This window comes from Bacillus sp. B25(2016b) (assembly GCF_001679765.1).
Lineage (GTDB): Bacteria > Bacillota > Bacilli > Bacillales > Bacillaceae_G > Bacillus_A > Bacillus_A thuringiensis_K.
Map to the genome: position 1 here is coordinate 1,683,733 of NZ_CP016285.1, position 17,953 is coordinate 1,701,685.

Sequence of the window (17,953 nt, forward strand, 5' to 3'; positions counted from 1 at the left end):
GTTGTCTAGTTTCGTTTGTTTTTTATGTTCCCTGTATCATCAATTTCTACATCAGTTGAAATCGTTTGTAAATATTGTAGAGCTTTTTTCTTTTCTTCCTTATTTACAGGGGAGATTTGGTTGTTGCGAATGATGTAAGGATTGAATGACATTTGAACATCCTTTCCTTTAAAAGTTAAAGTTAATACGCCAGTTTCGGCGCTTTTCCCGCTCACGTAACTTGGGAATAAAAAGTTACCTAATGAGTAAGCGATAGGAACTTTGTTATAATACTCAAACCCTTGTAACCAATGTGGGTGACTCCCGACAATCGCGTCGGCTCCTGCGTCAACCATTTTAGGTACATATTGTTTTTGGTATTCTACCGGACGGTTTGATTTTTCAACGCCCCAATGCATATAGACGATTAAATAGTCTGCATCTTGTTTTTGTTCTTTAATTGTTTTTGTTACAAGATTTAAATCATAGCCATTCGCAACGCCAGGTTTATTCTCACCAGCTACCCAATTAGAATCAGGCATAAATCGAACGAAGGAAAGAAATTTAAACTTTTTCCCTTTTACGGTCATTTCTCGTGCTGTATATGCATCTTTCGCATTTTTTCCGGCTCCAATGTAAGGGAGCTTTAATTTTTCTACGTGAGAAATCGTATCTAATAATCCATCTTGCCCATAATCAAGTGTGTGGTTATTCCCAATATTTACGATGTCATATCCAGTGTTTTTAATGGCTTGTAGTGTAGATGGATCACTTTTAATCCAAAACAGTTGCCCAGGTGCTTTCTTTTCTTTCGCTGTAAATGCCGACTCTAAATTCACAAAAGAAATATCAGCTTTTTTTATTTCTTCTTTTACATGTTGGAATGGGTAATCAGCCCCATTCTTTTCGATTATAGGACGTAATTGCCAATCAAACATTGTATCACCAGAGAAGGTGAGTGTGATTTCTTGGTCTTCTATTTTCTTTTCGCTTTTTGAAGCGGTTTTACTAGATTTGTTTTGTAAATCGGGTTTGTCTTTTGCTTTTGAAATAAAAGAGTAATTGATTAATAAAACAATCGGTGTAATGAAAAAGGCTATTAACAAAAATCGTTTTAGTAAAGTTTTCATATATCCCTTCCCTTTTAATATTATCCCGCAATTAAATTAAAACTGAATCTATATAAAGGTAATTAAAGTTACAAAAAAAATAGCGGGTTATGTAGTGGAAAACATTTGTTAATATTCTCAATATTAAGTTAACATATAGGTAACCTGTAAATCAATGTATAAACCAAAATATAGAAATAAAGAATTCGAAGGGTGAAGAATGAGAAATGGTTATATTAGGAGCAGTTGTAAATGGAATTTGTATTATATTTGGTACTTTACTTGGTAAATTATTTAGTAGGATCCCAGAAAGTATGAAAGGGACGATAATGCACGCAATTGGTTTAGCGGTTACTGTGCTTGGGCTTCAAATGGCATTAAAAAGTGAAAACTTTCTTGTTGTCATACTGAGTTTAGTGATTGGTACGGTAATTGGAGAATGGTTACAATTAGAAGAAAAGTTAAAACATTTAGGGTATTGGCTAGAAAATAAAGTTGGATTGAAGGGAAAAGGCAGCATATCAGAAGGTTTTGTAACAGCTACTTTAATTTTTGCAATTGGTGCGATGGGGATACTTGGTGCACTTGACAGTGGGATTCGCGGAAATCATGATATTTTATTTACAAAGGCGATTATCGATGGATTTATTTCTATTATATTAACGACAACTCTAGGCATTGGCGTAGTATTTTCGGCGATTCCAGTTGTTTTATATGAAGGTGGTATTGCAGTTTTTGCAACACAAATTAATAGTTTTGTCCCGGAAGAATTAATGAACCAATTTATAGTGGAGATGACGGCTGCGGGCGGCATTATGATATCTGCTATCGGATTAAACTTACTCGGATTTATTAAAATTAAAGTGGCAAATTTACTTCCAGGTATATTGGTAGTGGGTGTAATTGTTTCAATTATTTATGGTTACAGTTTAATAGTAAAGTAGTAGGGGATGGAAATACATATGGAGGAATTTCAATTTACAAAACGTGTGCATAAAATATTGGAGATTGCAGCAGAAGAGAGTGAGTATAACATAATTCACCCGGTCCACCTGTTTATAGGTATGTGTAAAGAAGGTACAGGAGTTTGCGCTGAGTTATATATGTATTTGTTTCATAAAGTCGGTCGAGATTTTTCAGAAAAACTTTCGTTACGAAAACGATTCGATTTACATAATCAAGAGTATAAAAAAATAGGGCAATATAAGCTATCTTATAAGGCGATAGAAATTTTACAAATAGCGAAGAAACGTATGGAACGCTTTCAGCAAGTAGTAATCAATGAAGGACATATTATGTATGCATTATTTCGTGTAGATACAGATATTGGCGAATTTATACATACACAAATGCAAGAAGATATATTACGTATTACAGCTGCACCAAGAGACTTAGCGGTTGATTTAAATAGTTTTAAACCTACTTATAACACATTATTTTGTCATGTAAGAAGAGCTAGACCTTCTGATTTTGATAAGTTATCACGATTTGTGGCGGATGAATTTGGTGAACGGTGGTTACAGTCGGTTGATTACGGATTTCGGACATATAATGAAAAGTTACCTATTTATATTGCACAGCAGGGGGAAGTGATAATTGGTTTCGCCTGTTACGATGTAGTGAGAGGAAAGAAAGGATTATTTGGTCCAATGGGCGTAGCGAAACAAAATCGTGTGACAGGTGTAGGAAAAGAATTATTGCATCATTGTTTATATAATATGAAACAAAATGGATATGAATATGCGATTATTGGACAAGCGGGTCCCATTGAGTTTTACGAGAGAAATTGTAATGCTCGTTTAATACCGATAGATAATAAGTAACCAACTTCATCTAGGGAAGTTGGTTTTATTATGAAAATGATGTAGAGATGTAGTGATTTTTACTAGAAAATAGCGGGTTTTGTAGTAAATCTTACGAGTAAAGCAGATTACTAAACTTTTTACAAGAAAGGGTGTAGAATGGGTATCTAAAGAAAGAAGGTGTGAAAATGGCCAGCTGGAAACGAAATTTAATGATTTGTTGGCTAGGTTGTTTTACCACTGCAGCCGGTATGAGTTTAGTAATTCCTTTCTTATCTTTTTATATTGAGGAATTAGGAGTAACTGGCACTTCAAGTATTGCACAGTGGTCGGGACTTGCATTTGGTGTAACATTTTTGATGGGTGCGATCGTATCGCCAATATGGGGAAAGCTTGGTGATATACATGGACGGAAATTGATGCTTATTCGTGCTAGCCTCGGTATGGCGGTTATTATGACGCTTATGGGGTTTGTAACGGATGTGTATCAACTAGTCGCACTACGATTTTTAATGGGAGCAGTATCTGGTTTCCTTTCAACAGCGATGACATTTATTGCAGCAGAAACTCCGAAAGAACATTCAGGTTGGGCGATTTCCACAATTTCAACTGGTGGTGTGAGCGGTTCGTTACTTGGCCCGTTACTTGGAGGTTATTTGTCTGAATTAATTGGAATGCGTCATGTCTTTCTTGTTACAGGAGCTTTTTTATTCCTTTCCTTTCTCATCGTTTTTTTCTTCCTGCATGAAGAAAATCACTCTGCTCAAGCAAAAAAAACACAGCCGAAAAAAGTATGGACGATGGTCCCAGCGAAGCATTTAATTATTAGTTTGTTTGTTACAACATTTATTATTCAACTTGCTAATATGTCAGTTCAACCAATTGTTACATTGTACGTGAAAAATTTAGTAGGTCCTCATACTGCACATATTGAGACAATTGCGGGAGCAGTTATGTCAGCAACAGGATTAGCAGTTATTTTAGCAGCACCAAGACTAGGAAGATTATCAGATCATATCGGTCCTCAAAAAACGTTAGTTGTAGCGTTGTTTGCTGCAGGAATTATTTTTATCCCGCAAGCATTTGTAACCTCAGCTTGGCAACTATTAATTCTTCGATTTTTATTAGGTATCGCACAAGCAGGATTATTACCTTCCGTACAAACTCTACTAAAACAACATACACCAACCCATGTTACGGGACGAATATTTGGATATAATCAATCATTTCAGTTTTTAGGAAATATGATTGGTCCAGTGCTCGGGGGACAAATTGCAGCGCATGCAGGTTTTCAATATGTTTTCCTCTCTACATCATCACTATTATTTATTGCATGTATCTGGGTTTATTTTCATAATAAGAACGAAGAGGTATCAGAGAAACGACATTTGGAAGTTAGTTAACTAAGTGAATGAAAAAAGGATGAAGCAATGATTGCTTCATCCTTTTCTTTAAAATTTAAGACATAGATAGCTTAATGTACCAAGCTCATAACTACGGTGAATGACTTCACCGCTGTTCTCGCCACTTCCCATTGCAATAAACAAAGGAACAAAATGCTCTGCTCTTGGTACTGCTAATTGTGCATGAGGAGCATTTTTCTCCCAATTAAACAATGCATCTTTATCGTTATTCTGCATATGTTTAATAATCCAATCATCAAATTCAATTGCCCATTTTTCAGGTGTAGTTTGATTCCATTTCAGTGCTCGTAAATTATGAACGGTAACGCCACTACCGATTACTAAAATATCTTCTTGTCCAAGTCCTTTAAATGCTTCTCCAATTTCAAATTGTTCTTTTGCAGAAAGGAATGGATTTACTGATATTTGCACGACAGGAATATTTGCTTCTGGATACATGCGGTGCAGAAGTGTCCATGAACCATGATCTAAACCTCTCGTCATATTATGATGGACTGGAATACCTTTGTTCTTAAATTTTGTTTCTAACATAGATGCAATGCTAGAAGAGCCTTTCGCACGATATTTGATTTCGTATAACTCAGGGGGGAAACCTCCAAAATCATAAATTGTTTCATACTCGTTATCTGATGAGGAAATCGTTAATACTTCACTTTCCCAGTGAGCAGTGAAAATAACAATTGCTTTCGGTTTATATGTTTCTCCAAGTGTTTTTAAAAATCGTGTATAGTCTGTATCTTGAATAGCGAGCATAGGCGAACCATGTGCTAAAAATAGTGATGGCATCATAATAGAAACCTCCCAAAAATATAATAATTACTTTATGTAAGTAACTATATAATTTTACGGATGGTTCGTCAACATATTAATTTAAGAGCTAATTAGAAAAGTGAGTCATTTGTCATAATGAAGGCAATTGCATATAATACATAGTAAGAATAATGAATGGATATTCATTTTTAAAGATACATAATAGAGTTGGGAGCTGACGAAATGAACGTACAGGAAAGTTTCGTTACGGCATTGGATGGATCGGAAATTTATTTGCGTAAGTGGTTACCAGAAGGTGAACCGAAAGGGATTATTCAAATTGCACATGGTATGACAGAACATGCAGGTGTTTATACAGACTTTATTGATGCTTTATTAGAAGCAGGCTATGGTGTTTATGCACATGATCATAAAGGTCATGGGAAAACGGTGAAGAGAGAAGAAGATTATGGTCATTTTGAACCAAATATAGGGTGGAATCAAGTTGTATCGGATGTTATCTTTGTTTCAGAAAGGATAAAAGAAGAGCAGTCAAGTCCTTTGTTTTTACTAGGACATAGTATGGGTTCTTTTTTATCAAGACGTGCTGTACAACTTAGGGGTGAACTATACGATGGATTTTTGATTTCAGGAACAGGTGGAAATCCAGGGCTTTTAGGAGTTATTGGTCATAAAGTAGCAACAATTGAGATGAAGTTGCGTGGGGCAAAAACGAAAAGTCCAATGTTAAACTTTTTATCTTTCGGAAACTTCAATTCGAACTTTAAGCCAAATCGTACAAAATTCGATTGGTTATCTTCAGATAATAATCAAGTTGATAAATATATTGCGGATCCGTTATGTGGTTTCATTTGTACGACGAGTTTTTACCGAGAATTATTTTCTGGTGTATTAGAAGTAAATAAACTAGAAGAATACAAGAAGACGCCAAAGAATCTTCCAATACATATATTCTCTGGTGATCGTGATCCTGTTGGCGATATGGGGAAAGGTGTAAAAGAAGTATATGAAAACTATAAAAAATGTGGTGTGAAAGACGTGACACTACGTTTATATGAAAATGGTAGACATGAAATGTTTCATGAAGTAAATAAGGATGAAGTATTTAAAGATTTAATTTCGTGGTTAAATGCGCATAATAAATGAGAAAGATAAGCCCAAACTGTTTACAGTTTGGGCTTATCTATTTTACAGAAATACGGGCAATAAATTCTTAAATTCACTTTACTTAATAAAAAATAAATCTTATTCTATAGTCGTTAAAAAATAAAGAAATATTGTATGAGAGGAAACCTCAATTTTCTGAAGTGAGGTTTTTTGTAGTAACGAAGTAATAGTGAATAAAACTAATTTTAAAAATAACTTAAAATCAAACTATTTATAAAGAAACAGATGCCTGTTCATAATAGTAGTATAATAGTGAATGAGGTGTTAATAGAATGGAAGATAGAACATTAGGTTTATTACTAGATGTTGTTGGGGAATTATTTTCAGATGAAATTTCAATTGCTGTTTCGAATACGAAAGAATATATTTACTATCGGCCAAGTAAACGAATTGATTTAAAGATTAGTGCCGGGGATCCCATAAAGGAAGGAACGATTGCTCATAAAGCGATGGTGATGAATCAAAAAACCTCTGAGTTTATGAATCGGGATGTTTTTGGTATTCCTTATCATGGAATGGCTGTACCATTTTCCAACAATGGAAAGCTTGAAGGGTGCGTAACGGCAATTTATCCAGCTTTAACGGATGGAAAGTCAGTCGTTACTTTAAAAACAACAGACGGCTGGATTCCGGTTCCTTTTTCAAAGGTTATGTATTTAGAGGCTAAAGATAAAAAGACGTATGTGAATTCAGAAGAGTTATCAGGAACACATAAATACTCTCTGCAAGAATTCGAATACTTGCTTCCTAAAGATTCATTTATTAGATGTCACCGCTCATTTATTGTAAATGTTAATCATATTAAAGCGATTTATCCTGATACCCATTCTACTTTTGTACTTTCGATGGATAATGGTGAGAGAGTACCAGTTAGTCAATCATACGCTAGTTATTTCCGTAAGCTTCTAGGATTCTAAATTTTTCTGCTTTAGAACCTAGATTTGCTGTTCTGTCTGAATTTTCGGCATTGTATACTAAAATCCCTATTTTGATAGTGTTAATGTGTAAAATAATTATGAATATTCAATGAGAGAGGGATTACATATGGAGAATAATTTAGATAGAATCAGAGATCAACGTCTAAAAGATCGGGTAGTTACACCTGAAGAAGCAGCTTCTTGGATTCAAAGTGGAATGACTTTAGGCTTAAGTGGGTTTACACGTGCAGGTGATGTAAAAGCAGTCCCATTTGCGCTTGTAAACCGAGTTAAGAATGATGAATCTTTTAAAGTAAATGTTTATACTGGGGCTTCTTTAGGCTCGGATGTAGACAAATTATTTGCTGAGGCAGGAATTTTAGGGAAAAGATTACCTTTCCAAGCTGACGCGACTATGCGAAAAGGAATTAATAACGGAGACTTTTTATTTGTGGATCAACACTTGTCTCATACAGCAGAGTTACTCCGCGCAGACGTTCTGGATATAGATTTTGCTATTTTGGAAGCGGTTGCGATTACAGAGGACGGAATGATTATTCCAACCACTTCAATTGGAAATTCCTTAGCGTTTTCCTTAAATGCTAAGTCTATTATTATTGAAATGAATATGGCTCAATCCGCGCAATTAGAGGGGCTACACGATCTATATGAACCAGGTAAACAAGGGGAGAGACTTCCAATTCCGCTTGTGAAAACAGATGACCGAATTGGAACAATCGGTATTCCAATTGATCCTGAAAAAGTGAAGGGAATTGTGTTTACGAATCAATTGGATTCGCCATCGACAATTGTTCCTCCGGATGAAGAAACTGTTATTATGGCACAGCATTTAATAGAATTCCTTCGAGAAGAAGTCAAAGTAGGCCGATTAACAAATCGTTTAGCGCCGTTACAATCAGGAATTGGTTCAGTGGCTAACGCCGTATTGCACGGAGTGTTAGATTCAGAATTTGAAGATTTAGAAGTATATTCCGAGGTTTTACAAGATGCAGTTTTTGATCTTATGGATGCTGGAAAAGTCAATTTTGCTTCTTGTTGTTCTATCACGCTTTCTGAAGAGAAAATGCAACAAGTATTTTCTAACTTTGAAAAATATCGTGACAAATTAATGATGCGTCCACAAGAGATTTCCAATCATCCTGAAATCATTCGTCGCCTTGGATTAATCTCAATTAATACGGCTTTAGAATTAGATATATACGGAAATGTTAACTCTACTCACGTTTTAGGTACAAAAATGATGAATGGTATTGGTGGTTCTGGTGATTTTGCGAGAAATGCACGCCTAGCTATCTTTGTTACGAAATCGATTGCAAAAGGTGGTAACATTTCAAGTATCGTTCCTTTCGTTTCGCATGTAGACCATACTGAACATGATGTAGATGTTATTGTCACTGAACAGGGGTATGCCGACTTAAGGGGACTTGCGCCAAGAGAAAGAGTGGAACTTATTATTGAGAATTGCGCACATCCAATGTATCGTGATCAACTACGTGCTTATTACGAAGAAGCAAAAACAAGAGGTGGACAAACTCCTCATATTTTAGAAAAAGCTTTTTCTTGGCATACGAATTATGCTAAAAATGGAACAATGCTTGAAGCGGTAGTAGAAACTGTATAGAAATATAAGAATGATTCTTAGAATAATATGCTATAAAGATTGAAAGAAAAGAACGCCAATTTTCAGGAATGGCGTTTTTTTCTTTTAAAAAATTATTATCTATTATGAAGAATTATAAAAGTAATCTCTTATTTACGGAAATAAGAGGTTTTTTAAATTAATTTTCGAATCATTTTATAGTGTATATATCGAAGGTGAGGAGAAAGAATCATGAAGATAAGAAAAGCGTTATTAAGTGAAGCAAATGAATTGAGTGAACTCGCACTACACTCAAAAGCAACGTGGAATTATAGTGAAGAATTCATACTTGCTTGTAAGGAAGATTTAACAATTACAGAAGAGTACATAAAAAATAACTTTGTATATGTTTTAGAAAACGATAATACGAAGATTGGTTTTTTCTCATTTTTACGTAATGATAAAGCTCTCGATTTCCTGTACATTCATCCCCGATACAAAGGGAAAGGCTACGGGAAAATACTTTGGGAGTATGTAATAGAAAAAGCAAATGAACTAGGTTTAAAAAGTTTTACGATTGATAGTGATCCGAATGCAAAAGGATATTACCTGAAAATGGGAGCACAGTTAATCGGAGAAACACCATCAACTGTTTTTAAGAATCGTTTACTGCCCCTTTTGAAATATGATGTGTAAAACAATTAATAGTAGGAGAAGCTGAGAATGGATCATGTAAAGAGAAAGCAAATATATGAAGCACTAATAAGATCGTGGTCGATTGAAACAAGCTCAAAGTGGACAATTGAAAATCCAGCAAAGGGACAATGTGGTGTTACAGCTCTAGTCGTTCAAGACATATACGGAGGGAAAATTAAAAAGACAAAAATAGGGAGCGTGTGGCATTTTTATAACTTTATAGATGGGCAGAGGTTTGATTTTACAGAGGTTCAATTCAATGAAAACCTGAATTATTTGGATGTGGAATCAAATCGGGAAGAAGCATTTGCAGATACAAATGAAAAGCAATATAGCATTTTGAAGGGAAAAATAACAAAAGAATTAAAATTATCTTTTGACTCTTAATCTTTAATAAGTTACTATAATGGTGGTAACTTATTAAAGGGAACTTCATAGAGTTGAAAGGGGAAATACTTTTGAAAACAACTTATGTAAACGCTACAATTGTAACGATGAATGAACAAAACGAAGTGATAGAAAATGGATATATCATTGTAGAAAATGATCAAATTATAGATGTAAAGAGCGGAGAATTCGCTAATGATTTTGAAGTAGATGAAGTAATTGACATGAAAGGAAAATGGGTTTTACCAGGGCTTGTAAATACACATACACACGTTGTAATGAGTCTCCTAAGAGGTATTGGAGATGATATGCTATTACAACCATGGCTTGAGACGAGAATTTGGCCACTGGAAAGTCAATTTACTCCCCAAATTGCGGTCGCTAGTACGGAACTAGGATTACTTGAAATGGTGAAAAGTGGTACAACATCATTCTCTGACATGTTTAATCCAATTGGAGTAGATCAAGATGCAATTATGGAAACGGTATCAAGGAGCGGGATGCGAGCTGCTGTTTCAAGGACTTTATTTAGCTTCGGAACGAAAGACGATGAAAAGAAAGCGATTGAAGAAGCTGAGAAATATGTGAAGCGTTACTATAACGAAAGTGGCGTGTTAACTACGATGGTTGCACCACATAGTCCATATACATGTAGTACAGAATTGTTAGAAGAGTGCGCACGGATTGCAGTAGAGAATCAAACGATGGTTCATATCCACCTTTCTGAAACAGACCGTGAAGTACGTGATATTGAAGCGCAATACGGAAAACGTCCAGTAGAATATGCAGCGAGCTGCGGATTGTTTAAACGCCCAACAGTTATTGCACACGGTGTAGTATTAAATGATGATGAGCGTGCATTTTTAGCAGAACATGACGTTCGAGTAGCTCATAATCCGAATAGTAATTTAAAACTAGGTTCTGGTATAGCGAATCTAAAAGCGATGCTAGAAGCAGGAATAAAAGTAGGAATTGCAACAGATAGTGTTGCATCTAACAATAATTTAGACATGTTTGAAGAAATGCGCATAGCGACTTTACTACAAAAAGGTATTCACCAAGATGCAACAGCGTTACCAGTTGAAACAGCTCTTACACTTGCGACTAAAGGAGCTGCTGAAGTAATCGGCATGAAACAAACAGGATTACTTGAGGTTGGAAAGTGTGCCGATTTTATTACGATTGACCCATCTAATAAGCCGCATTTACAACCAGCAGATGAAGTGTTATCGCATCTTGTATATGCTGCCAGTGGAAAAGATATTAGCGATGTCATTATTAATGGAAACCGTGTCGTTTGGAATGGCGAATGTAAAACGTTAGATGAAGAGCGTATTATATTTGAAGCAAGTCGTTATAAACGAGGTTTGCAAAGATAGATAATTATGTGGCAGTTGAAAAAAGCTATCCTTTAAAAGGATAGCTTTTTTCTTGAACGAATAAATATTCAAAAGAATGTCGCATCTTTCTGTTATTATTTCTGCTATAATATATTACGCTTTATAATATTTTATATTTAAGGAGAACAACTCATGAAGCGAAAAAAGAGCTATTTAATGGTAATGGCACTTGTTACATCTTTATTATTAACAGCTTGTAATAATAAAGCAAATAAAAGTGATACAGAGGTTAAAAAACAAGTGTTAAATGTAACAGTATCAGAAGAAATTCCTTCTCTGGACACTGCTAAAACGATGGATGGTACATCAGCACACGTTATGCAGAATATATTTGAAGGGTTATATGTATTAAATGATCAAGATCAGCCTACTCCAGCCATAGCAAAATCGTTTAAAAGGAGTGAAGATGGTAAGAAATATACATTTGACTTGCGTAAAGATGCAAAATGGTCAAATGGAGACAGTGTAACAGCAAACGATTTTATGTTTGCGTGGAAACGTGCAATTAACCCTGAAACAGCATCTCAATATGCGTCTATGCTCTTTTATGTGAAAAATGCGAAAGAGATTAATAAGGGAGCAATATCTCTAGATGAACTTGGAGTTACGGTTATAAATGATTATAAGTTAGAAGTTGAACTCGAACAGCCAGTTCCGTATTTTTTACAGTTGTTAGCACTACCTATATACTTACCACAGCATGAATCATTTTTGAAAGAACAAGGAAACAATTATGCATTGGAACCTAGTAATCTCATATATAACGGTCCATTTGTATTAGAGAAATGGAAGCATGAACAAGAGTTTCAATTAAAGAAGAATGCTACATATTGGGATCGAAAGAAAGTGAAATTAGACGAAATAAACTTTCATATCGTAAAGGATACAATGACAGCTGTAAATTTATATGAAGCCGGAGATTTGGATCGAGTACCTATTAATTCGCAAGTTGTAGACAAGTATAAAGGGAATAAGGAATTACATATGTCGAGTGATCCTGGAATTGCTATGCTTCGTTTTAATGAAAAAAATACCGCGTTAGCAAATAAAAAGGTGCGTCAATCTATTTCATTAGCGTTAAATAAAGATGATTTCGTTGCTCACTTTATTAATAACGGAGCAAAACCTGCAAGTGGACTTGTACCAGTTGGTCATGTAAATGAAGTGACTGGTAAAGATTTTAGAAAAGAAAACGGCGATATTTCCTCATATGATTTGCAAAATGCTAAAAAGCTTTGGGAAGAAGCGAAAAAAGAACTTGGAGTAGAGCAAGTAAACCTCGAGTTTTTAACGTTTGAACAAGATAATGCAAAACGGATGGCAGAATATATAAAAGGTGATTTAGAAAAGAATTTACAAGGACTCGCGATACAAATTAAACAACAGCCATTTAAGCAAAAATTACAGTTAGAACAAACAGGTGATTACGATATAACTATGGCAAATTGGGGACCTGACTATAAAGACCCAATTAGTTACTTAGAGATATTTACGACGGGTAATCTAAATAACAAAATGAATTACTCTAATTCTCATTACGATGAATTAATGAAGAAAGCGAAAACTGATTTTGTACTAGAACCAGAGAAACGATGGGGAGCATTGCTAGAAGCTGAGCAGGTATTATTAGAAGATTCAGCTGTAGCTCCACTCTATCATATTGGCTCAGCATATGTACAAAAGGATTATGTAAAAGGAATTGAGAAGCACCAATTTGGTGGTATTTATACTTATAAGAATGCTTATATTGCTAATGAATAAATACAAAAAACCTTACTTTTTAAAAGTAAGGTTTTTTACACATGAATTCTATTAAACCGATTTTAATAAAGAATAAAAATTCGTGTCATAGGGGATATCATCTTGATACATATAATTTTTTAGAACTCCTTCTTTTTCAAATCCTAATTTTAATAGCACCTTATTTGAAGCTTCATTTTCAAGAAATACAATTGCTCCGATCCGTTTTAAATGAAGTGTGTGGAAACCGTACGATATAACTTCAGAAACAGCTTCCGTCGCATATCCTTTTCCCCAGTGTTCAGGGAGGAAGGCATAGCTTATATTGGCTCGTTTATGCTCAGAAGACCAATCGTGAAATCCGATTGTTCCGATGAGTTCTTTCTTGCCTTTTAATTCAATTCCCCACTTTATACCGCTTCTTGCATTGTAACTCAGCTTAAAGTTATGAATAATTTGTCTCACTTGATCAAGATCCTGTAATGGTTTTTGGCCATAATAACGCAGTACGTCAGTATTAGAAAAGCATTGTAGTATACTCGGTGCATCTTCTTCTTTAAGTTCTCGTAAAATGAGTCGGTCGGTTTTCAATATAGGAAACATGCTTTCACTCCATTTCTTCTGAAACTAGAATGTGTTTTTATTATATAATCTAGTCTGAAAATAAAGATTATTCAAGTGAGAAGTACGGTTTTAATTTATGATAAAATTGATTGTGGAATATATTTCAAAAAGAGGTTTGTATATGGAGAAAAATCCAATTTTAATTGTAGATGATGATCAAGATATTGTTCGATTTGTGAACGTAAATTTAATGCAAGAAGGTTTTAAAGTTTTTAGTGCTCATAATGGAGAAGAGGCTTTAGAAATAATAAATAATAACAGAATTCAACTTGCTATTTTGGATATTATGATGCCACAAATGGATGGAATAGAATTGTGTAGAAGGATTAGAGAGAAACATAGTTTACCAATTATGTTTTTAAGCGCAAAATCATCGGACGTAGATAAGGTAATAGGATTTAGTACTGGAGCAGATGATTATATTGTGAAGCCGTTCAGTACAATTGAATTTATAGCGAGAGTGAAAGCTCAATTAAGAAGGTATACATATTTCAATCAAAATGCTGCCCAAGAAATAGAAAAGAAAATAAACATTAGAGGTTTAGAAATAGATGAAGTGTCTAGAACTGTAATGTTATATGGAGAAACAATCAATCTTACGAGAACTGAATATGATATTTTGTACTTAATGGCCGCTGTAAAGAATCGTGTATTTACTATTGAAGAAATATATGAGAGCGTTTGGAAAGAAAGGGCCTATGAAAGTAATAATACAGTAATGGTTCATATTGCAAGATTAAGAAATAAAATTGAAGAGAATCCAAAAGAACCGAAGTTTATACAAAATGTTTGGGGAGTCGGATATAAAATTGAAGATTAGATCTTTACAGGGTATTAGGGCGAAATTTTTTTTAGCTTTCATATGTAGCATCTTGTTAGCGACTGTAAGTATAATAGTGCTTCAAATTTTAGTTGGAAATATATATAGTCATGTTAATGCGTTAGAAGAAAAATATTCATTTTTATACTTTATAGTTTTTTTGATTTTTACTACGACATACTTTGCATGTATGACAAAAACAATGATGAAAAGATTGTCTGAAATTAATAAGAACGTGAAGGAAATAAGTAATGGTAATTTTGAAGTACATATACCTATTTCAAAAAATGACGAGATTGGTGAATTAGCGACGAATGTAAATAGAATGGTCAAAAGTTTAAAAGAGTCTATCGAGAATGAAAAAAAATCACAGGAAATGAAAAATGAAATGATTAGTAATATTTCTCATGATTTACGAACGCCAGTAACATCTTTAATCGGTTATGCGGACCTGTTAGGAAATAAACTCCATTCGAATGGAGAAGAATGTGAACAGTATGTAAGTATATTAAAGCGAAAAAGTTATGAATTAAAACATCAAGTAGATGATTTATTAGAATACTGTCAAATAAATTATAGAGAGATTGAATTACATAAAGATGAAGTAGATATGAAAGCATTAATTGAACAAATCATGATTGGCTTTGTACCACAATTAGATGATGCTAATATGAGCTTTTATATTAAAAGTGATGAAGTGCTGTATGTAGAAGTTGATGTGGCACTTATAGTGAGACTATTTGAAAATATAATAGGTAATAGTATTATGTATGGAAAAGATGGAAAGGAAATTGCAATTGGAATTTCCAATAAAACAATGAATGTTGAAGTAGAAATTAAAAATTTTGGACAATGTATTCCGGAAGAGGACCTTCCTTACGTTTTTGAGAAATTTTATCGTAGTGAAAAATCACGTAGTTCTTATACTGGTGGGAAAGGAATGGGGCTTGCAATTTCAAAAAGTATAGCCGAGCTCCATCAAGGGGATCTAACTGTACGTAGTAACGATAAAGAAACAGTTTTCACTGTGAAATTACCGCAGTATAAAAAAGTAAGAAAGTCGTAAGTATTTCTTTTATATGTCGTAATTTTTACTTTGTATCATTGAGAAAAAGGATATGAGAGTAGGGATGCGACATGTGGAAGAAATTTTTATTAGTGATTATAGTTTCTTTTTTAATTATAAGTTGGATCTTAGTTTATGTAGCTAAAGGCGTTATATCAGTCATTTTTTGGTGGAGTATACAAGCCTTTAGCATAGTATCACTCTTTATTTTGATAGGATCAGTTTTACTATTTGTGTGGAAAGGGATTTTCAGAAAGCGAATAGATAGAGCGCTACTCTTCATCGTTCTTTTCTCTATAATTGGAGCTTGGCCTTTAGGGTGGTTTGCTAACATAGGAGGACTTGCTTATCCAGCAGATGTACATTCTATGAATCCTAAAGCAGTAGTTCGCTTTCCTTTGAATGAACGAGCATTAGTGGGATGGGGTGGTGATCGATTAGAAACGAACTATCATGTTATAAAACCAAATGAACGCTGGGCATATGATGTTCTTATTCCACCTGCTGAAGTGAAAAGTAGTAAGTTAGAGGATTATGGAATATATGGAGCGGAAGTAATGGCACCAGCTTCTGGAACAGTTGTATCTATCAATAATGATGAAAAAGATGTAGTTCCAGGAGAGGATGATTTTCAGTCAATGGCGGGTAATCATATTTATTTACAACTAGATGAATCAGGGACATTTATGGTTCTGGCCCATTTAAAGAAAGGATCAATTAAAGTGAGGGAAGGACAACATGTAAATGAAGGAGAGGTTCTTGCTCAAGTCGGTAACTCAGGAAGTTCAAGTGAGCCGCATTTACATATTCATCATCAAAGGCAAGATCCGTCCAAGGTAAGTATGTTTTTTGCGGAAGGATTGCCACTTTACTTTCGAACTGAAAATGGTATCATGATGCCGGAAAGAGGGACATACATAAGTGGTAACTAGAAGAAAATCATTTCATCCAAAAAGGGTATTCCAAATTAAAATTGGAATACCCTTTTTCATTACCCTACAAAAGTTTGATACAGTAAGAAAATATTTAAAATGATAACAAGTATAGCAATTATCCATGCGATAAATGTTGTTATGCGGTGGTTAACGAGTGCACCCATTATCTTTTTATTACTTGTAAACATAATAAGTGGTACTAATGCAAATGCAATACCGAATGATAAGACGACTTGGCTCATAACGAGAGCGTAAGTTGGATTTACACCTAAAGCGATAATAACTAATGGTGGAATCATTGTAATAAATCGGCGTAAATATAACGGAATATGCATTCGAATGAAACCTTGCATAATAATATCACCCGACATTGTACCGACAGAAGAGCTAGATAGTCCTGCTGATAAAAGTCCAATCCCAAATAATGCAGCCGATACAGGACCTACTAAATTGGTAAATTGAGTGTAAGCAACATCTAAATCTTCAACGTGCAAGCCGTTTTTAAAGAATAGAGCAGCTGCTACAATTAACATACTTGCATTAATTGCTCCAGCAATAACCATTGCAATAATAATATCGATAAACTCGAAGCGGAAAATCTTTTTCTTTTGTTCATCATTTGTTCCGACTACGCGCCGCTGCGTTAAGGCGGAATGTAAATAGATTGCATGCGGCATAACTGTCGCACCTAAAATCCCTGCTGCAAGTAATATACTATCTACACCTTGGAATCTTGGAATAAATAGTCCTGAAAGAAGGGGACTTAATTCTGGTTTTGCATAAAAAACTTGAATTCCAAAAGCGATTACTACAATGAAAATCATTCCTGTAATAATAGCTTCTAGTGGACGAAATCCTCTACGTTGAAACTCAAGAATAATAAATGATCCGGCTGCAGTAATTAAAGCGGCAGGTAGCATCGGGATTCCAAATAGTAAGTAAAGCCCCAAAGCAGCTCCAATAAATTCCGCTAAATCTGTAGCCATAATAACTAGTTCACCTTGTATCCATAAACCGATAGACACAGGCTTTGGAAAGTTTTCACGAGCTATTTCGGGTAAATTGTTTCCTGTAGCAATTCCTAATTTAGCTGATAAAGTTTGGATTAATACAGCCATTAAGTTAGAAGCGAGTATAACCCATAATAGTAAATATCCATATTGTGAACCAGCTGCGATATTTGTAGCAAAGTTGCCAGGGTCAATATAAGCAACGGATGCGATAAAAGCGGGTCCTAAAAATGGTAACAGTCTTTTCCAGCCTTTTGTTTCTCCACTTAAAGCTAAGTGAGCTGATTGTACAGTTGTACTTTCAGAAGGGAGATGTTCATCTTTTGTTATATCTTTATTCATAGTAGTTTTCCCCTTTAAAATGTTAACTTGATGAAATTATTGTATGTATTCTTACTCATTATTTCAATACATTTAAATATGTTATGTGATAATTTCATTTGAACACGAAAGTTTCCTTAATGCAAATTATATGCCTTTATGCAATGGATGGTGTGATAATGTAA

17 protein-coding genes are annotated in these 17,953 nt (G+C 34.5%); 13 read left to right on the plus strand and 4 right to left on the minus strand.

Annotated elements, in window-relative coordinates:
* Positions 1-5 precede the first annotated feature (5 nt).
* Positions 6-1,109 carry a CapA family protein gene (locus tag BAQ53_RS08715; RefSeq protein ID WP_074594772.1) on the minus strand — a complete coding sequence of 368 codons (1,104 nt, stop codon included), beginning with the start codon at positions 1,107-1,109 and terminating at the stop codon, positions 6-8.
* 206 nt (positions 1,110-1,315) lie between these two features.
* Between BAQ53_RS08715 and BAQ53_RS08720 the strand changes: the two genes are divergently transcribed.
* The 3 genes from BAQ53_RS08720 to BAQ53_RS08730 all read left to right on the plus strand — a co-directional run bounded on the left by BAQ53_RS08720 (position 1,316) and on the right by BAQ53_RS08730 (position 4,293).
* Positions 1,316-2,032 carry a DUF554 domain-containing protein gene (locus BAQ53_RS08720; protein ID WP_000236038.1) on the plus strand — a complete coding sequence of 239 codons (717 nt, stop codon included), beginning with the start codon at positions 1,316-1,318 and terminating at the stop codon, positions 2,030-2,032.
* A gap of 18 nt (positions 2,033-2,050) precedes the next feature.
* Positions 2,051-2,911, plus strand: a complete 861-nt coding sequence (locus BAQ53_RS08725) for a GNAT family N-acetyltransferase (protein WP_000390848.1) — start codon at positions 2,051-2,053, stop codon at positions 2,909-2,911.
* Between the two features lie 167 nt (positions 2,912-3,078).
* The gene (locus BAQ53_RS08730; protein ID WP_000179321.1) at positions 3,079-4,293 is read left to right on the plus strand and encodes a multidrug efflux MFS transporter; all 1,215 of its coding nucleotides are present in this window, start codon (positions 3,079-3,081) and stop codon (positions 4,291-4,293) included.
* A 48-nt stretch (positions 4,294-4,341) separates the two neighbouring features.
* Here BAQ53_RS08730 and BAQ53_RS08735 read toward each other — a convergent pair whose 3' ends face one another.
* The gene (locus BAQ53_RS08735; protein WP_000982905.1) at positions 4,342-5,103 is read right to left on the minus strand and encodes a DODA-type extradiol aromatic ring-opening family dioxygenase; all 762 of its coding nucleotides are present in this window, start codon (positions 5,101-5,103) and stop codon (positions 4,342-4,344) included.
* Between the two features lie 204 nt (positions 5,104-5,307).
* On the opposite strand from BAQ53_RS08735, the gene BAQ53_RS08740 reads away from it, so the two are divergent.
* From BAQ53_RS08740 to BAQ53_RS08770, 7 genes are all read left to right on the plus strand, one after another.
* Positions 5,308-6,231, plus strand: coding sequence for an alpha/beta fold hydrolase (locus tag BAQ53_RS08740; RefSeq protein WP_001102594.1), 924 nt, complete (start codon positions 5,308-5,310; stop codon positions 6,229-6,231).
* A 293-nt stretch (positions 6,232-6,524) separates the two neighbouring features.
* Positions 6,525-7,169, plus strand: coding sequence for a LytTR family DNA-binding domain-containing protein (locus BAQ53_RS08745; protein WP_000390207.1), 645 nt, complete (start codon positions 6,525-6,527; stop codon positions 7,167-7,169).
* Positions 7,170-7,296: 127 nt separating this feature from the next.
* Entirely contained in the window at positions 7,297-8,811 is a 1,515-nt protein-coding gene (locus BAQ53_RS08750; RefSeq protein WP_000429816.1) for a succinyl-CoA:acetate CoA-transferase ScpC, read from the plus strand.
* A 210-nt stretch (positions 8,812-9,021) separates the two neighbouring features.
* On the plus strand, positions 9,022-9,465 hold the full coding sequence (locus BAQ53_RS08755; RefSeq protein ID WP_000702233.1) for a GNAT family N-acetyltransferase: 444 nt from the start codon (positions 9,022-9,024) through the stop codon (positions 9,463-9,465).
* Between the two features lie 27 nt (positions 9,466-9,492).
* Positions 9,493-9,852 (plus strand): YunG family protein, encoded by a 360-nt coding sequence (locus BAQ53_RS08760; protein WP_000350133.1) that lies wholly within the window; start codon positions 9,493-9,495, stop codon positions 9,850-9,852.
* Positions 9,853-9,905: 53 nt separating this feature from the next.
* Positions 9,906-11,231 carry a bifunctional S-methyl-5'-thioadenosine deaminase/S-adenosylhomocysteine deaminase gene (locus tag BAQ53_RS08765; protein WP_208906730.1) on the plus strand — a complete coding sequence of 442 codons (1,326 nt, stop codon included), beginning with the start codon at positions 9,906-9,908 and terminating at the stop codon, positions 11,229-11,231.
* 153 nt (positions 11,232-11,384) lie between these two features.
* Positions 11,385-13,013 carry a peptide ABC transporter substrate-binding protein gene (locus BAQ53_RS08770; protein ID WP_151522470.1) on the plus strand — a complete coding sequence of 543 codons (1,629 nt, stop codon included), beginning with the start codon at positions 11,385-11,387 and terminating at the stop codon, positions 13,011-13,013.
* A gap of 51 nt (positions 13,014-13,064) precedes the next feature.
* Here the strand turns inward: BAQ53_RS08770 and BAQ53_RS08775 are convergent, their stop codons facing one another.
* A complete protein-coding gene (locus BAQ53_RS08775) occupies positions 13,065-13,595 on the minus strand; it encodes a GNAT family N-acetyltransferase (RefSeq protein WP_000483962.1) in 531 nt (176 codons plus the stop codon).
* Between the two features lie 142 nt (positions 13,596-13,737).
* On the opposite strand from BAQ53_RS08775, the gene BAQ53_RS08780 reads away from it, so the two are divergent.
* The 3 genes from BAQ53_RS08780 to BAQ53_RS08790 all read left to right on the plus strand — a co-directional run bounded on the left by BAQ53_RS08780 (position 13,738) and on the right by BAQ53_RS08790 (position 16,434).
* Positions 13,738-14,436: a response regulator transcription factor gene (locus BAQ53_RS08780; protein WP_000414476.1), complete on the plus strand. Its 699-nt coding sequence runs from the start codon at positions 13,738-13,740 to the stop codon at positions 14,434-14,436.
* The gene (locus BAQ53_RS08785) at positions 14,402-15,502 is read left to right on the plus strand and encodes a HAMP domain-containing sensor histidine kinase (RefSeq protein WP_116777434.1); all 1,101 of its coding nucleotides are present in this window, start codon (positions 14,402-14,404) and stop codon (positions 15,500-15,502) included. Before BAQ53_RS08780 ends, BAQ53_RS08785 begins: the two co-directional genes overlap by 35 nt.
* A gap of 71 nt (positions 15,503-15,573) precedes the next feature.
* Positions 15,574-16,434, plus strand: coding sequence for a M23 family metallopeptidase (locus BAQ53_RS08790; protein ID WP_208906731.1), 861 nt, complete (start codon positions 15,574-15,576; stop codon positions 16,432-16,434).
* A gap of 59 nt (positions 16,435-16,493) precedes the next feature.
* Here the strand turns inward: BAQ53_RS08790 and BAQ53_RS08795 are convergent, their stop codons facing one another.
* Complete coding sequence (locus BAQ53_RS08795) at positions 16,494-17,789, minus strand: Nramp family divalent metal transporter (RefSeq protein WP_001030680.1); 1,296 nt, start codon at positions 17,787-17,789, stop codon at positions 16,494-16,496.
* Between the last annotated feature and the right edge of the window lie 164 nt (positions 17,790-17,953).

Coding starts and splice junctions, on each gene's coding strand:
- BAQ53_RS08790 (WP_208906731.1), top strand. CDS start 15,574: ATGTGGAAGAAATTTTTATTAGTGATTATAGTTTCTTTTTTAATTATA.
- BAQ53_RS08725 (WP_000390848.1), top strand. CDS start 2,051: ATGGAGGAATTTCAATTTACAAAACGTGTGCATAAAATATTGGAGATT.
- BAQ53_RS08770 (WP_151522470.1), top strand. CDS start 11,385: ATGAAGCGAAAAAAGAGCTATTTAATGGTAATGGCACTTGTTACATCT.
- BAQ53_RS08745 (WP_000390207.1), top strand. CDS start 6,525: ATGGAAGATAGAACATTAGGTTTATTACTAGATGTTGTTGGGGAATTA.
- BAQ53_RS08780 (WP_000414476.1), top strand. CDS start 13,738: ATGGAGAAAAATCCAATTTTAATTGTAGATGATGATCAAGATATTGTT.
- BAQ53_RS08785 (WP_116777434.1), top strand. CDS start 14,402: ATGTTTGGGGAGTCGGATATAAAATTGAAGATTAGATCTTTACAGGGT.
- BAQ53_RS08720 (WP_000236038.1), top strand. CDS start 1,316: ATGGTTATATTAGGAGCAGTTGTAAATGGAATTTGTATTATATTTGGT.
- BAQ53_RS08735 (WP_000982905.1), bottom strand. CDS start 5,103: ATGATGCCATCACTATTTTTAGCACATGGTTCGCCTATGCTCGCTATT.
- BAQ53_RS08775 (WP_000483962.1), bottom strand. CDS start 13,595: ATGTTTCCTATATTGAAAACCGACCGACTCATTTTACGAGAACTTAAA.
- BAQ53_RS08795 (WP_001030680.1), bottom strand. CDS start 17,789: ATGAATAAAGATATAACAAAAGATGAACATCTCCCTTCTGAAAGTACA.
- BAQ53_RS08730 (WP_000179321.1), top strand. CDS start 3,079: ATGGCCAGCTGGAAACGAAATTTAATGATTTGTTGGCTAGGTTGTTTT.
- BAQ53_RS08740 (WP_001102594.1), top strand. CDS start 5,308: ATGAACGTACAGGAAAGTTTCGTTACGGCATTGGATGGATCGGAAATT.
- BAQ53_RS08755 (WP_000702233.1), top strand. CDS start 9,022: ATGAAGATAAGAAAAGCGTTATTAAGTGAAGCAAATGAATTGAGTGAA.
- BAQ53_RS08715 (WP_074594772.1), bottom strand. CDS start 1,109: ATGAAAACTTTACTAAAACGATTTTTGTTAATAGCCTTTTTCATTACA.
- BAQ53_RS08750 (WP_000429816.1), top strand. CDS start 7,297: ATGGAGAATAATTTAGATAGAATCAGAGATCAACGTCTAAAAGATCGG.
- BAQ53_RS08760 (WP_000350133.1), top strand. CDS start 9,493: ATGGATCATGTAAAGAGAAAGCAAATATATGAAGCACTAATAAGATCG.